We start from the raw sequence: 14,633 nt of genomic DNA on the forward strand, positions 1-14,633 counted from the left end.
ACGCCCTGGCCTGCAAAGGCTGCGTCCCCGTGCAAGAGCACGCCCATAACCTGCTTGCGCTCTTTGTCGCCCAGCTGGTCCTGCTTGGCGCGCACCTTGCCGATCACCACGGGGTTGACCGCCTCAAGGTGGCTCGGGTTGGCCGTAAGAGACAGGTGCACGGAGTTGCCATCAAAACTGCGGTCCGAGCTGGCGCCGAGGTGATATTTCACATCGCCGGAGCCGTCGACATCTTCGGGCTTGAAGCTGCCGCCCTGAAACTCGTTGAAGATCGCGCGGTAGGGCTTGCCCATGACGTTGGCCAGAATATTGAGGCGGCCACGGTGGGGCATCCCGATGACGATCTCTTTGACGCCAAGCGCGCCGCCGCGTTTGATGATCTGTTCCATCGCAGGGATGAGGCTTTCGCCGCCATCAAGGCCGAAGCGCTTTGTGCCCATGTATTTCACATGCAGGAACTTCTCAAAGCCCTCGGCCTCGACCATCTTGTTGAGGATCGCCTTGCGGCCCTCGCGGGTGAATTTGATTTCCTTGTCGTAGCCCTCGATGCGCTCCTTGAGCCAGCCGGCCTGCTCCGGATCGGAGATGTGCATGTATTGCAGCGCGAAGGTGCCGCAATAGGTGCGCTTCACGATGTCAAGGATCTGGCGCATGTTGGCAAAATCAAGGCCCAGCACCTTGTCGATGAAAATCGGGCGGTCCATGTCGGCCTCGGTGAAGCCGTAGGATTTTGGATCAAGCTCGGGGTGGGGTGTTTGTTCCACCATGCCGAGCGGGTCCAGATCGGCGATCAGGTGGCCGCGTATACGGTAGGCGCGGATGATCATCAGCGCCCGGATGCTGTCGAGCACGGCCTGGCGCACGGCTGTGTCTGAGGCGTCAACGCCGGCTTTGGCCGCGCCGTCCTTGATCTTGGCAGTGGCGGCCTTGGCCTCGGGCTCGCTCCACTGGCCTGTCAGCGCCTGGGTGAGGTCATCGGCGGGCATGGGGGGCCAATCGGTGCGCGCCCAGCTGGGGCCTTGGGCCTTGGCTTTCACATCAAGCTCGCCATCCCCCAGAGCGGCAAAGAAGCTCCGCCAGGCCTCATCTACCGCGTTCGGATCGGCGGCATATTGGGCGTAGAGCTGTTCCAGATACTCCGCATTGTGGCCCTGCATGAAAGAGGAAGCGTGAAACTGGTCGTTGGAGGATTGGTCGGTCATGAAAACACCTATGCGTTCGAGCCTGTGGGTCTGCGCGTTTTGGCTCGTGACGGGTTGAGGGGCAGCGGCACCGCCTGGCGCCGCTGCTGTTTGGCTTGTTATTTGCCGATCGCTTCGATCACGGCTTCGCCGAGGCTGGCAGGGCTTTCAGCCACCACGATACCGGCTTTGCGCATGGCTTCGATCTTGTCTTCCGCGCCGCCCTTGCCGCCGGCGACAATGGCGCCCGCGTGGCCCATGCGGCGGCCGGGAGGGGCTGTGCGGCCCGCGATGAAGCCGGCGGTTGGCTTCCAGCGGCCCTTTTTCTTCTGGGCGGCGAGGAATTCGGCGGCCTCTTCCTCGGCGGAGCCACCAATTTCGCCGATCATGATGATGCTCTGTGTTTCAGGGTCATCAAGGAACATGTCGAGCACGTCGATATGCTCTGTGCCTTTGATGGGGTCGCCACCGATGCCCACGGCAGAGGACTGGCCGAGGCCAAGATCGGTTGTTTGCTTGACGGCCTCATAGGTGAGCGTGCCGGAGCGGGAGACAACGCCGCAGGAGCCGCGCTTGTGGATGTGACCCGGCATGATGCCGATTTTGCACGCCCCTGGCGTGATGACACCGGGGCAGTTTGGCCCGATGAGGCGGCTCTTGCTGCCTTCCAGCGCGCGCTGCACGCGCATCATGTCGAGCACGGGGATGCCCTCGGTGATGCAGACGATCAGCGGCATTTCAGCGTCAATCGCTTCAAGGATGGAGTCTGCCGCGAAGGGCGGGGGGACGTAGATCACCGAGGCATTGGCCTCTGTCACATGCATGGCCTCATGCACGGAGTTGAAGACCGGCAGCTCAAGGTGGCTGCTGCCGCCTTTGCCCGGCGTGACGCCGCCGACCATCTTGGTGCCATAGGCAATGGCCTGTTCAGTGTGGAATGTGCCCTGCGAGCCGGTGAGGCCCTGACAGATGACTTTTGTGTTTTCGTCTACGAGGACTGCCATTTTTTGGCTCCTGTGTTGGTAGGGTGTGCCCTTGTGGCGCACCTGAATCTGGGGAAGGTGCGCAGAGACTGCGCACCCTACGATTAACCTTTCACGGCTTTCACGATCTTCTGCGCGCCGTCCTTGAGGTCGTCCGCGGCGATCACGTCGAGGCCGGAATTGTTGATGATGGCTTTGCCTTCATCAACATTCGTGCCCTCCAGGCGCACAACCAACGGCACCTTGAGGCCCACTTCTTTCACGGCCGCCACAACGCCCTCGGCGATCACATCACAGCGCATGATGCCGCCGAAGATGTTGACGAGGATGCCTTTGACCTGCGGGTCAGAGGTGATGATCTTGAAGGCTTCCGTCACCTTCTCCTTGGTGGCGCCGCCGCCCACATCAAGGAAGTTGGCAGGCTCGGCACCATAGAGCTTGATGATGTCCATGGTCGCCATGGCCAGGCCTGCGCCGTTGACCATGCAGCCGATCTCACCATCCAGAGCGATATAGTTGAGGTCATATTTGGAGGCCTCAAGCTCTTTGGGGTCTTCCTCGGTGGTGTCGCGCAGTTCGGCGATGTCGGCGTGGCGGTAGACAGCATTGCCATCAAAGCTCACCTTGGCGTCAAGCACCTTGAGATCGCCGCCATCTGTGATGATCAGCGGGTTGATCTCGAGCATTTCCATATCCTTCTCAAGGAAGGCCTTATACAGCAAGCCCATGAGCGCCACACATTGCTTCACCTGTGGGCCTTGCAGCCCCAGCGAGAAGGCAATCCGGCGGCCGTGGAAGGCCTGATAGCCCGTGGCCGGATCAACAGAGAAGCTCAGGATCTTTTCGGGCGTCGCTTCGGCGACCTCCTCAATATCCATGCCGCCCTCTGTGGAACATACGAAGCTGACACGGCTTGTGCCCCGGTCGACCAGCAGGGCGAGATAAAGCTCGCGCTCGATGCCGGAGCCGTCTTCGATGTAGATGCGGTTGACCTGTTTGCCCACGGGCCCGGTCTGATGGGTGACAAGGGTGCGCCCCAGCATCCGCTTGGCCTCTTCGGCGGCTTCCTCGACAGAGCGCGCCAGGCGCACGCCGCCGGCCTCGCCGGCATCGGCTTCCTTGAACTTGCCTTTGCCGCGCCCGCCTGCGTGGATCTGCGCCTTGACAACCCAGAGGGGTCCGTCAAGTTCGCCTGCGGCTGTTTTGGCATTTTCGGCTTTGAGAACGACACGGCCATCTGAAACTGGCGCGCCGTAGGAGCGAAGGAGGGCCTTCGCCTGATACTCATGGATGTTCATGAAGCTTTCCCGTCTGGTTGCTGCTGTTCTGTGTCTACTTGCACAAGGTTTCTCAAAACCTAAGACTATTTTGCTTATTTGGGGGGTCTGACCGCATATTTCTGCAATTTGTGATCACAGGAAATATTTGTGTGATCACAAAAGCCGCTTCCGCAGCGTCCCGCAGAATCACTTTGGCGCAAATGACGGCTTTGGGCGCTGATGGGTCGTTGATGTTGCGTCCTGCGGTGGCAGCGGGCAGACTTGGGGCAGTTTTCGGGAGTGTGACATGCCGCTGCTGCACAGCGCGACGAGTGTGATTTTTTTTGCCCATATCCCCAAAACCGGGGGGTCAAGCCTTGAGCATTGGCTGGCCGGGCGTGGCCAGCTGCGCTTGCGCGGGCGCACCCCCCTGCCGGGTGCGCGCTGCACGCCGCAACACATGCACGCCGCAGACTATGCGCCGCTGTTGGAGGGACAGCTGATTGATGCCGAATTTGCCGTGCTGCGCGACCCTGTGGCGCGCATGGTGAGCGAATACCGCTATCGCCGTGCGCAGGTGCTCAAGAGAGGGCGGCGCGAGATGCCGCCTTTTGAGCGCTGGGCCGCTCGGGCGATGCGCCTTTACGCGCAAGACCCGTATTTTCTGGACAACCACATCCGCCCACAGGCGCAGTTTGTGCGCGCCACGACACGGCTCTTTGCCTTTGAGGCGGGGCTTGCGCCCATCACGCACTGGCTTGAGGCGTTTTGCGGCGTGTCAGGGCCCAAGCTTGAACACCGGCTGGCCAGCACGGGGGAGGATGTGCCAGTGAGCGCGGCGATGCGCGCGCGGATCGAGGCGTTTTACGCCGAGGATTACGCGCTGATTGCCCAGAGCTTTGGCGGCACAAAAAACGGCTGATGCCTTGGGCACCAGCCGTTTTTGTTGTGTCAAAAAGAGGCTCAGGCCAGGGTGGCGTCGATCTCTTTACAGGCGGCAACCAGGCCTTTGACCGCATCGACAGATTTGTCGAACATGGCTTTTTCGTCCTTGTTCATGCTGATCTCGACCACACGCTCAACACCGCCGGCGCCGATAATTGTGGGCACGCCAACATAAAAGCCGTTGAGGCCATAGGCGTTGTCAACATGCGCCGCGCAAGGCAGCAGGCGCTTCTGGTCTTTGAGGTAGGCTTCGGCCATTTCGATGGCGGAGGCAGCGGGGGCGTAATAGGCGGAGCCTGTTTTCAGCAGGCCAACGATTTCGGCACCGCCGTCACGCGTGCGCTGCACGATGGCGTCGAGCTTCTCTTGCGTGGTCCAGCCCATGTCCACAAGGTCAGGCAGCGGGATGCCACCAACCGTGGAATAGCGGGTGAGCGGCACCATCGTGTCGCCGTGGCCACCCAGAACGAAGGCTGTCACGTCGCGCATGGAGACGTCGAACTCTTCGGAGAGGAAATGCCGGAAGCGTGCGGAGTCAAGCACACCCGCCATGCCGCAGACCTTGTGCGCGGGCAGGCCGGAGAACTGCTGCAGCGCCCAGACCATCGCATCCAGCGGGTTGGTGATGCAGATCACGAAAGCGTCGGGCGCGTGTTTGGCAATGCCTTCGCCCACAGATTTCATCACCTTGAGGTTGATGCCAAGCAGGTCATCACGGCTCATGCCGGGCTTGCGCGCGACACCGGCTGTCACGATGCAGACATCTGCGCCGGCGATATCGGCATAATCGGTTGTGCCGGACATGGCGGCGTCGATCCGCTCGACAGGGCCGCTCTCGGCAATATCAAGCGCCTTGCCTTGGGGGATGCCATCGGCGATGTCAAACAGCACGATATCACCAAGCTCCTTGAGCGCTGCGAGGTGGGCGAGCGTGCCGCCGATCATGCCTGAGCCGATGAGGGCGATTTTGGGTCTGGCCATGAGGGTTCTCCAAATGAGAGTTGAATTTGGCGCATGGCCTAGGCGTTTTATCGGCGCAAAGCAAGGGTGCTGCGCCGCGGCATCTGCGCGGAGTGGCTTGTTCTGTGGCGACGGATAGCGCTAAACCGGTTGAGAAACCGTAACTTTAGGGCCGATACCGTGGATTTTGCATTTTTCGCCATTGCCGGCGCGGCGGTGACCTTTGCGGGCATTTCCAAAGGCGGGTTCGGCTCGGGTGCGGCTTTTGCGGCGGCGGCGATTCTGGCGCTGGTGGTGCCCCCGGCCCAGGCGCTGGGGATCATGCTACCGCTTCTGATGCTGATCGATTTTGCCACGCTGAGGCCCTATTGGGGCCGCTGGCGCTGGGCGGAGGCGCGGCTTCTGGTGCTGGCGGGCATTCCCGGTGTGGGGCTGGGGGCGTTGTTTTATGCCTGGGCTGATGCGGATGCTTTGCGGCTCATCATCGGGGCGATAGCGCTGTTGTTTGTGGCCTGGCAGATGGCGGGCCGCGCCGGGATGCTCCTGGCGGCGAAGCGTCCGTTTCCGCTCTGGGGTGGGGTGGTTGCAGGGCTCGTGGCGGGGTTCACGAGCTTTATCAGCCATGCAGGCGGGCCTGCGGCGGCGGTCTATCTGCTCTCGCGTGGGCCGAGCAAGACAGAGTATCAGGCCACCACGGTGCTGGTGTTCTGGCTGATCAACATCGTCAAGGTGGTGCCCTACGCCTTCATGGGAATTTTCACGCTGGAAACGCTCAAGATCGACCTGATGCTCGCACCTTTTGCGCTTCTGGGCGCCTGGCTCGGTGTGAAGGCGCATTTCCTGATCGGGGAGCGCGCCTTTTTCAGGCTCACTTACCTTTTGCTCACCGTAACGGGGGCAAAACTTGTCTGGGACGGGCTCACCTAGCCATCAGGCGTCGTTTTCGCGCGCAGGCAGGGCCTCGGCGAGGGCTTCGTAGGCCTGGCCAGAGGCAACAAGGCAGCTGAGCCCTTGCGCGGTGGTGACAAGAATGGTCCATGTGCCGCTGTCTGCACTTGCGAAGACCTCGACCATGGCATTGTTGGCCCCGAGCCCGACAGATTGGCGGGTTTCGCCATAGCGCTCTGCAAGCCGCGCCAAGACAGCCTCCCGTGGCGCGCAATTGGCTGCGGTTTGAGCCGTCGCACGCTCGGAGAATGCGGCAAGCGGCGCAAGCGCGCAGGCGGCAGGCAGCAGGACAGATTTGAAGTTCTTCAGGGTCATCACGTTACCTTTCTCACCGGCGGGGCCGATGCACTGTTGTGTCCTGTCCTCTTCAAATCCTGTTTTGGCTCGGGGTTGGCGGGTTGGCTCTGAGCACGGCTCAAGCTTGCCTGACAAGACTTGAAAAAGAAGTTAACCGGCCGCGCGCTGCCCCAAAGATGCGGAAAATTATCCGCAAAAACCCCGCCCAAGCGCTGCGAATTCGGAGGATTCTCGCAAAATTCTGCGGTGCAGCGCGTTTGGACTTGAAGTTTTCGGGCAAAAAATGCGACATCTGCGCAAGATTATTACTGGAGAGACCCATGGACACGCCCCGCCCCTACCGCTCGGTTCTGTATATTCCCGCCTCAAAGGAGCGCGCGCTTGATAAGGCGCGCGGGCTGGATGTGGACGCGATCATCTTTGATCTGGAAGACGCGGTGACGCCGGACGCCAAGGTGGCGGCGCGCGACACATTGAAAACCGCCTTGAAGGCGGGCGGCTATGGCGCGCGGGCGCGCATCATCCGGCTCAACGGGCTGGACTCGGCTTGGGGCCGCGAGGATGCGGCGGCGATGAAAGACGCTGCGGCAGATGCTTTCCTTCTGCCCAAGGTCGGCTCTGCCGCCGATGTGGACGCGCTGGCGGCGATCATTGGCACGGATAAAGACATCTGGGCGATGATCGAGACGCCCATGGGCGTGATGAACGCCGCCGAGATTGCGGCGCACCCGCAGATGAAGGGCTTTGTGGCGGGCACCAACGACCTCGCCAAAGAGCTCAACTGCCGCTTCCGTGCCGACCGTCTGCCGATGATCACCAGCCTGTCGATGCTGCTTCTGGCGGCCAAGGCCCACGGGATTGTGGCGATTGACGGGGTGTATAACCAGTTCAAAGACGACGAAGGGCTTGCCGCCGAATGTGCGCAGGGCCGCGACATGGGCTTTGACGGCAAAACCCTCATTCACCCGGCGCAAATCGAGGTGTGCAATGCGGCCTTCTCGCCAAGTGCCGAAGAGATCGACCTGGCGCGCCGCCAGATTGCCGCCTTTGAGGACACCGAGGCTTCGGGGCAGGGGGTTGCAGTTGTCGATGGTAAAATCGTGGAAAACCTGCATGTTGAGACGGCGCGCAAGATCTTGGCACTCGCCGAGGCCGTGGCCGCGCGCTAACGGGAGGCTTTCATGGCACTACTTATACTCGGCGTCGCGCTTTGGGCGTTTGCGCATTTTTTCAAGCGGCTCGCCCCGGCGCGCCGCGCCGCTCTGGGCGACAAGGGCAAGGGGCTGGTTGCGGTTGCGCTGGGTGTTTCCATTGTCTTGATGGTGCTCGGCTACCGCATGGCGGATGGCACAGTGCTGTGGGGCCGCAGCGCGGCGCTTGTCGGAATTAACAACCTCTTGATGTTGCTGGCCTTTTATGTCTTTGCCGCCTCGGTGCGTGGCACGCGGATCACCCGCTGGATCCGCCATGCGCAGCTGACGGCGGTTGCGATCTGGTCGGTTGCGCACCTGCTGGTGAACGGGGATACGCCCTCGTTTGTCCTGTTTGGCGGGCTGGCGCTTTGGGCCTTGGTGCACATGCAACTGATCAACCGCGCCGAGGGGCCACGCGCGCCCTATGTTGCGCCTGCGATGAAGTCGGAGATTCTGGCCGCGGTGATCAGCCTTGTGGCCTTCACGCTTGTTGCGCTTATCCACCTCTGGCTTGGCGTTAACCCTTTTGGATGAAAACATGAAACTTTACAGACTACTGACGAGCGAAGACACATCGGCCTTTTGCCACAAGGTGAGCGAGGCTTTGAGCAAGGGCTGGGAGCTTTACGGCTCGCCCACCTACGCCTGGGACCATGGCGCAAGCGTCATGCGCTGCGGGCAGGCTGTGACCAAGGAGGTGGATGCCGCTTATTCTGCCGATATGAAGCTGGGAGCGCAATGAGATGACTTCGACAATGACAAAGACCAACGCAGGCCGCTTTTTTGAAGACTATACGCTGGGCGAGGTGATCGAACACGCGGTGCCGCGCACTGTGGGCGAGGGGGAGCGCGCGCTCTATCATGCGCTCTACCCCGCGCGCCATGCGCTTTACTCCTCAGATGTGTTTGCAGCGCATTGCGGGCTGGAAGGCTCGCCGATGGATGACCTCGCGGCGTTTCATGTGGTGTTTGGCAAGACAGTGCCGGATATTTCGCTCAATGCGGTGGCCAACCTAGGCTACGCCGAGGGGCGTTGGCTGTTGCCGGTTTCCCCCGGCGATACGCTGCGCGCTGTTTCCGAGGTGATTGGCCTTAAGCAAAACAGCAACGGCAAAACAGGTGTTGTCTGGGTGCGCACCACGGGGCTTAACCAGATGGAAGAACCTGTGCTGAGCTATGTGCGCTGGGTCATGGTGCGCAAGGGCAATGTGGAGGCCCCTGCGCCTGAGACCCATGTGCCCGAGCTGGCAGGGGTGATTGCACCTGAGGATCTGGTGATCCCCGAGGGACTGGATTTCACTGGTTATGACTTTGCGCTGGCCGGCGAGAAGCACCGCTGGGGCGATTATGCGGTGGGCGAAAAGATCGACCATGTCGACGGTGTGACCATCGAGGAAGCCGAGCATATGCTCGCCACGCGCCTCTGGCAGAACACCGCCAAAGTGCATTTTGACGCCACGTTCCGCCCCGATGGGCAGCGGCTGATCTATGGCGGGCATATCATTTCGATGGCGCGCGCGCTCAGCTTTAACGGGCTGGCCAATGCGCAGATGATCGTTGGCCTGAACGGCGGGGCGCATGCCAACCCCTGTTTCAGCGGGCTGACGGTGAAGGCGTGGTCGGAGGTGCTCGACAAGGCCGAGACGGGCGCGCCCGGCGTGGGCGCTGTGCGGCTGCGGCTGGTGGCCACATCCGGCGGCGATGCGTTCACGCTCAAGGGCGAGGACGGCAAATATCTGCCGCATGTCCTGCTCGATCTGGATTACTGGGCCTTGATGCCGCTCTGAGGCGGCGATTCCGCTTGGCTTTGGGGCTGCTCTGGCCGGGCTTAGGCAGGGCTTTGAGCGCGCGGGCCTGCGCAAACCTGTTTTTGTGATCACGCTTTTGGCCAGTGTGATCACAAAAACCTCTTTTGAGCCTATTTGTGGCAAAAAAGCAGGGGGCAGGGGCGTCTCTTTGCGTGACTCTTTGCGCAAAACCGTTATCAAAGGTGTAACGCATGGTGCGCTATAGAGGCGTCCTGCACAGGAACAAGAGGATATGCCCATGGCCAATGGCAAACCCGTAGAGCGCCCGCTTTCACCGCATCTGTCGATCTACCGACCGCAGCTTACCTCCATAACGTCCATTCTCACGCGGATCACCGGCAATGCGCTGATCATCTCGGCAGTGCTGGTTGTCTGGTGGCTTTTGGCGGCGGCCACGGGGCCGGGCTATTACGCCATCGCCAACAGCGTGCTGACCTCCTGGTTTGGCGATATTGTCATGAGCCTCTCGGTTCTGGGCGTCTGGTATCACTACCTCGCAGGTCTGCGGCACCTCTATTTTGATGCTGGCCACGGGTTGGACATCCCCACCGCCGAGAAGCTCGGTTGGGCCTGTCTGATCGGCTCGCTCGTTCTGACCGTAATCACATTGATCATAGTATAAGGGGGCAAAAGATGCGCTATCTGACAGCTCGCAAGCGCGCCGAGGGCAAAGGCTCCGCCCACCATGGCGCAGAACATCACTGGTCCATGCAGGTCAGCGCGGTGGGGCTTGCCCTGCTGGTGCCGGCTTTTGTCTTTGTCATTGGCCGCGCGCTGGGGGCCTCGCACGCCGAGGTTGCCGCCACCTTCCAGAGCCCCTTTGTGGTGATCGTCGTGGGGCTGACGCTGTTCATCGGCCTCAGCCACGCCCGCAAGGGGGCGCAGATCATGATCGAAGATTACACCAAGGGCACCACCCGCAAGGGGCTGATTATCTTCGTGACGGCTCTGACCTATCTGATGACGGCCACGGCGCTTTTCGCGCTGGCCAAACTCGCGCTTTGAGGACCAAATAACCATGGCTGAATACGAATACGAAACACACGAATATGACGTTGTTGTCGTGGGCGCTGGCGGCGCGGGTTTGCGCGCCACGCTGGGCATGGCCGAGCAGGGCCTGCGCACAGCTTGCGTAACCAAGGTTTTCCCCACCCGCTCGCACACCGTTGCGGCGCAGGGCGGCATTGCCGCTTCGCTCTCCAACATGGGGCCGGATCATTGGCAGTGGCATATGTATGACACAGTCAAAGGCTCTGACTGGCTGGGCGATACCGATGCGATGGAATATCTCGCCCGCGAAGCGCCCAAGGCGGTCTATGAGCTGGAGCATTACGGCGTGCCGTTTTCGCGCACCGAAGAGGGCAAGATCTATCAGCGTCCTTTCGGGGGCCACACCACCGAGTTTGGCGAAGGCCCCGCCGTGCAGCGCACCTGCGCTGCGGCGGACCGCACCGGCCACGCCATTTTGCACACGCTGTATGGCCAGAGCCTCAAGAACAACGCCGAATTTTACATTGAATACTTCGCGATCGACCTCGTGATGAGCGAAGACGGGCAGTGCCAGGGCGTTGTCTGCTGGAAGCTTGACGATGGCACAATGCATGTCTTCAACGCCAAGATGGTCGTTCTGGCCACGGGCGGTTACGGGCGCGCTTATTTCTCGGCCACATCGGCGCACACCTGCACGGGTGATGGCGGCGGAATGGTCGCGCGGGCTGGCCTTGCGCTTCAGGATATGGAGTTTGTCCAGTTCCATCCCACCGGCATTTACGGCTCGGGCTGCCTCATCACCGAAGGCGCCCGCGGCGAAGGCGGCTATCTGACCAACTCCGAGGGCGAGCGCTTTATGGAGCGCTACGCCCCGCAATATAAAGACCTTGCCCCGCGCGACTATGTCTCGCGCTCCATGACTATGGAAATCCGCGAGGGCCGTGGCGTGGGTGCTGAGGGCGACCATATCCACCTCAACCTGTCGCATCTACCCGCCGAGGCGCTGGCCGAGCGGCTGCCCGGTATTTCGGAAAGCGCCAAGATTTTTGCCGGTGTCGATGTCACGAAAGAGCCGATCCCGGTGATCCCGACGGTGCATTACAACATGGGCGGCGTGCCGACAAACTACTGGGGCGAGGTGATCAACCCGACGAAGAAAGACCCCAACGCCATTGTGCCGGGGCTTATGGCCGTGGGCGAGGCGGGTTGCGCAAGCGTGCATGGGGCCAACCGCCTCGGCTCCAACTCGCTGATTGACCTTGTGGTCTTTGGCCGCGCCGCCGCCATCCGCGCGGGGCAGATTGTCGACGCCGAGGCGCCCAACCCCGAGCTGAACACAGCCTCTGTCGATGCGGCCTTTGCCCGCTTTGACGGGCTGCGCCACGCCAAAGGCACAACCGGCACCGCCGAGCTGCGCCTTGAGATGCAAAAGACCATGCAGGCCGATGCCGCCGTCTTCCGCACCTCCAAGACCCTCAAAGAGGGCGTCGACAAGATGGGGGCGATTGCCGGCAAGCAGGATGACCTGAAAGTCACCGACCGCTCGCTGGTCTGGAACTCCGATCTTATGGAGACGCTGGAGCTGACCAACCTCATGCCCAACGCCCTGGCCACCATTGCCGGTGCAGAGGCGCGCAAGGAAAGCCGCGGTGCACATGCCCATGAGGATTTCACAACGCGCGATGACGAAAACTGGCGCGTGCACACGATTGCCCATCTTGAGGGCAACAGCGTGAAACTCAGCTACCGCAGCGTTGGCACCGAACCGCTCACCAGCGAAAAAGACGGTGGCATCAGCCTCAAGCGGATCGCACCGAAAGAGCGCACGTTCTGATGGGTTTGCGCGCGGCATATCTTGCAGGGGCGCTCGCGCTGCTTGCGGGCTGTGACACGGCCGAAAAGGCCGTGGACGATGCCGCGCGGGTGACGGCCAAGGCCACGGTGGAGAAGGTGCTGACAGCCCATCTCCCTCAAAGCCTGGCCCAAAGCCAGATCACGCCCTATTCAGAGTGCATCCTCACCCATGCCAGCGGGCGCGAGCTGTTCCGGCTGTCGCGCGCCGCGATCACGGGGGTTGCGCCCAGCACAATCGGTTTGGTGACGGATATTATCCAGCGCCCCGCCACAACCACATGTATTGCCAAGGCTTCCACGGGCCTTTTGGCCTCCTAAAGGAGAAAAAGAGATGGCCGAGTTCAGACTTCCAGTAAACAGTCGTATCACCACGGGCAAGACATGGCCCAAGCCCGAAGGCGCCACCAACCTGCGCCAGTTCGACATTTACCGCTGGAACCCGGATGACGGGAAAAACCCCAGCGTGGACACCTATTTTGTGGATATGGACAGCTGCGGGCCAATGATTTTGGACGCGCTGATCAAGATCAAGAACGAAATCGACCCGACGCTGACCTTCCGCCGCTCTTGCCGCGAAGGCATTTGCGGCTCCTGTGCGATGAACATTGACGGCGTCAACACGCTGGCCTGTATCTATGGCATGGATGAGGTGAAAGACGGCACGGTTGTGAAGGTCTACCCGCTGCCGCATATGCCGGTCGTCAAGGATCTCATTCCGGATCTCACGCATTTCTATGCCCAGCACGCGAGCATCATGCCCTGGCTGGAAACCAAGACAAACCGGCCGCAGAAAGAGTGGAAACAGTCGATCGGGGACCGCAAGAAGCTTGACGGGCTTTATGAATGCGTGATGTGCGCCTGCTGCTCGACCTCTTGCCCGAGCTACTGGTGGAATTCGGACAGATATCTCGGCCCGGCTGCCCTGCTCCATGCTTACCGCTGGGTGATTGACAGCCGCGACGAGGCCACAGGCGAGCGGCTCGATGATCTGGAAGATCCGTTCAAGCTCTATCGCTGCCACACGATCATGAACTGTGCCAAGACCTGCCCCAAGGGGCTCAATCCGGCCAAGGCGATTTCCGAACTCAAGCGGATGCAGGTCAACCGCGTTGTTTGAGGCGCTGATTTAGCAGGTTTATTATTGCGGGCAGCGTCCATCGGGGGCTGCCTGTTTCTTTGCGGGCTGAGGCTTTCGGAGCGCGTGATTGGCCTTGCCCCGCGCGGCGGGCTGGCGCTAACCTGGCGCGCAGGCCTTGCGCTTGTTCGCGCGCCCCGCCAGAGGGGCGGGGCCACAGAGGGAGACGCCGCTATGAAGGCACCAGAAGATGCGGCCGCGCGCCGCGCTGTGACACCAGTGATCTGTTATCCCAACGACACCCTGCCCAGACCGCCGATGGCACTCTACCGCGCCGCGCGCGCGGGGGCTAAGAAGATCGGCGAGGCCCTGGCCGCGCCGCGCGCGGCCTGTAGCTTTGAGGTGCCGCAGGGCTGTTTTTTTCGCATCACGAGCGTCGAGGGGCCGCAAGTGGGCGATCTCAACCTGTGGAACCGCAACGATCTGGGCGAGCGCTTCTACTCGGGCAAGACCCGTGCGCTGCACGGCACGCATCTCACCGCGGGCGAGCGGATGTGGAGCAGCCTGCCGCATCTGCGCCCGATGGCCACCATCCTCGAGGACACGCTGGGCTGGTATGGCATCGACGCCTATGGCGGCGCGGTGCATGACGTGATCGGCACGCGCTGTGACCCCTACACCGGCAATTTGCTATCGGGCGCGCAGTATCACCACTGCTGCCACTCCAACCTGACGCGGGCATTGGCCGACCATCTGGGCGTGAGCCTCGCGGAGGCCGAGCCGCATGTGCATGATGTGCTCAACGTGTTTATGTGCACCGGCTTCACGCGGGACACAGGGCAGTATTTCATGAAGGCCAGCCCCGTGCGGGTGGGGGATTATCTGGAGTTTTTCGCCGAGATTGACCTTTTGGGCGCTTTGTCGGCTTGCCCCGGAGGGGACTGCTCCAGCGAGCACACCTCTGATGCGGCGGCTTGCTATCCGCTGCTGGTGGAGGTGTTTGAGCCCGCCGAGGGCGCGCTTGCGGGCTGGGAGGCCCCTTTGCCGAACGGCTATGACGGCAGTCACGGGCGGTAGGGTTTGGATCGGTTTCGCATTGCGCTGCGCGCAATCCGACCAAGGCGAGAGGGGCCAGCCCCT

General features: G+C 61.6%; 17 protein-coding genes. 12 read left to right on the plus strand and 5 right to left on the minus strand.

Annotated elements, in window-relative coordinates; all coding sequences use genetic code 11:
- The 3 genes from Q0478_RS11630 to sucC form a co-directional block, all read right to left on the minus strand.
- A partial coding sequence (locus Q0478_RS11630) for a thiamine pyrophosphate-dependent enzyme (RefSeq protein WP_298679459.1) occupies positions 1-1,202 on the minus strand: 1,202 nt, incomplete at its 3' end.
- A gap of 98 nt (positions 1,203-1,300) precedes the next feature.
- Positions 1,301-2,185 carry a succinate--CoA ligase subunit alpha gene (sucD, locus tag Q0478_RS11635; protein ID WP_298679461.1) on the minus strand — a complete coding sequence of 295 codons (885 nt, stop codon included), beginning with the start codon at positions 2,183-2,185 and terminating at the stop codon, positions 1,301-1,303.
- Between the two features lie 83 nt (positions 2,186-2,268).
- Positions 2,269-3,462 (minus strand): ADP-forming succinate--CoA ligase subunit beta, encoded by a 1,194-nt coding sequence (sucC, locus tag Q0478_RS11640; RefSeq protein WP_298679463.1) that lies wholly within the window; start codon positions 3,460-3,462, stop codon positions 2,269-2,271.
- A gap of 268 nt (positions 3,463-3,730) precedes the next feature.
- Between sucC and Q0478_RS11645 the strand changes: the two genes are divergently transcribed.
- Positions 3,731-4,345 (plus strand): sulfotransferase family 2 domain-containing protein, encoded by a 615-nt coding sequence (locus Q0478_RS11645; protein ID WP_298679464.1) that lies wholly within the window; start codon positions 3,731-3,733, stop codon positions 4,343-4,345.
- A gap of 41 nt (positions 4,346-4,386) precedes the next feature.
- On the opposite strand, the gene mdh is transcribed toward Q0478_RS11645, so the two are convergent.
- Positions 4,387-5,349, minus strand: a complete 963-nt coding sequence (gene mdh / locus Q0478_RS11650; protein WP_298679466.1) for a malate dehydrogenase — start codon at positions 5,347-5,349, stop codon at positions 4,387-4,389.
- Between the two features lie 159 nt (positions 5,350-5,508).
- Here mdh and Q0478_RS11655 point away from each other — a divergent pair, with 159 nt between their 5' ends.
- Positions 5,509-6,255: a sulfite exporter TauE/SafE family protein gene (locus Q0478_RS11655; RefSeq protein WP_298679469.1), complete on the plus strand. Its 747-nt coding sequence runs from the start codon at positions 5,509-5,511 to the stop codon at positions 6,253-6,255.
- A 3-nt stretch (positions 6,256-6,258) separates the two neighbouring features.
- On the opposite strand, the gene Q0478_RS11660 is transcribed toward Q0478_RS11655, so the two are convergent.
- Positions 6,259-6,591, minus strand: a complete 333-nt coding sequence (locus Q0478_RS11660; RefSeq protein WP_298679471.1) for a hypothetical protein — start codon at positions 6,589-6,591, stop codon at positions 6,259-6,261.
- A gap of 302 nt (positions 6,592-6,893) precedes the next feature.
- Here Q0478_RS11660 and Q0478_RS11665 point away from each other — a divergent pair, with 302 nt between their 5' ends.
- The 10 genes from Q0478_RS11665 (at position 6,894) to Q0478_RS11710 (ending at position 14,570) form a co-directional block, all read left to right on the plus strand.
- Complete coding sequence (locus tag Q0478_RS11665) at positions 6,894-7,742, plus strand: CoA ester lyase (protein WP_298679473.1); 849 nt, start codon at positions 6,894-6,896, stop codon at positions 7,740-7,742.
- 12 nt (positions 7,743-7,754) lie between these two features.
- A complete protein-coding gene (locus Q0478_RS11670; protein WP_298679476.1) occupies positions 7,755-8,300 on the plus strand; it encodes an NnrU family protein in 546 nt (181 codons plus the stop codon).
- Positions 8,301-8,304: 4 nt separating this feature from the next.
- Positions 8,305-8,508, plus strand: a complete 204-nt coding sequence (locus Q0478_RS11675; protein ID WP_298679478.1) for a DUF1737 domain-containing protein — start codon at positions 8,305-8,307, stop codon at positions 8,506-8,508.
- Between the two features lie 13 nt (positions 8,509-8,521).
- Positions 8,522-9,553, plus strand: coding sequence for a MaoC family dehydratase (locus tag Q0478_RS11680; RefSeq protein ID WP_298679480.1), 1,032 nt, complete (start codon positions 8,522-8,524; stop codon positions 9,551-9,553).
- Between the two features lie 259 nt (positions 9,554-9,812).
- Positions 9,813-10,196, plus strand: coding sequence for a succinate dehydrogenase, cytochrome b556 subunit (gene sdhC, locus Q0478_RS11685; RefSeq protein WP_298679482.1), 384 nt, complete (start codon positions 9,813-9,815; stop codon positions 10,194-10,196).
- A gap of 11 nt (positions 10,197-10,207) precedes the next feature.
- Positions 10,208-10,579, plus strand: a complete 372-nt coding sequence (gene sdhD, locus Q0478_RS11690; protein WP_298679484.1) for a succinate dehydrogenase, hydrophobic membrane anchor protein — start codon at positions 10,208-10,210, stop codon at positions 10,577-10,579.
- A 13-nt stretch (positions 10,580-10,592) separates the two neighbouring features.
- Positions 10,593-12,398 carry a succinate dehydrogenase flavoprotein subunit gene (gene sdhA / locus Q0478_RS11695; RefSeq protein WP_298679489.1) on the plus strand — a complete coding sequence of 602 codons (1,806 nt, stop codon included), beginning with the start codon at positions 10,593-10,595 and terminating at the stop codon, positions 12,396-12,398.
- Entirely contained in the window at positions 12,398-12,736 is a 339-nt protein-coding gene (locus tag Q0478_RS11700) for a hypothetical protein (protein WP_298679490.1), read from the plus strand. The genes sdhA and Q0478_RS11700 overlap by 1 nt, the downstream gene beginning before the upstream one ends.
- Positions 12,737-12,749: 13 nt before the next feature.
- The gene (locus Q0478_RS11705; protein WP_298679491.1) at positions 12,750-13,535 is read left to right on the plus strand and encodes a succinate dehydrogenase iron-sulfur subunit; all 786 of its coding nucleotides are present in this window, start codon (positions 12,750-12,752) and stop codon (positions 13,533-13,535) included.
- A gap of 192 nt (positions 13,536-13,727) precedes the next feature.
- Positions 13,728-14,570: a DUF1989 domain-containing protein gene (locus tag Q0478_RS11710; RefSeq protein WP_298679492.1), complete on the plus strand. Its 843-nt coding sequence runs from the start codon at positions 13,728-13,730 to the stop codon at positions 14,568-14,570.
- Positions 14,571-14,633: the final 63 nt, after the last annotated feature.

This window comes from uncultured Lentibacter sp., assembly GCF_937123735.1.
Classification (GTDB): Bacteria; Pseudomonadota; Alphaproteobacteria; order Rhodobacterales; family Rhodobacteraceae; genus Lentibacter.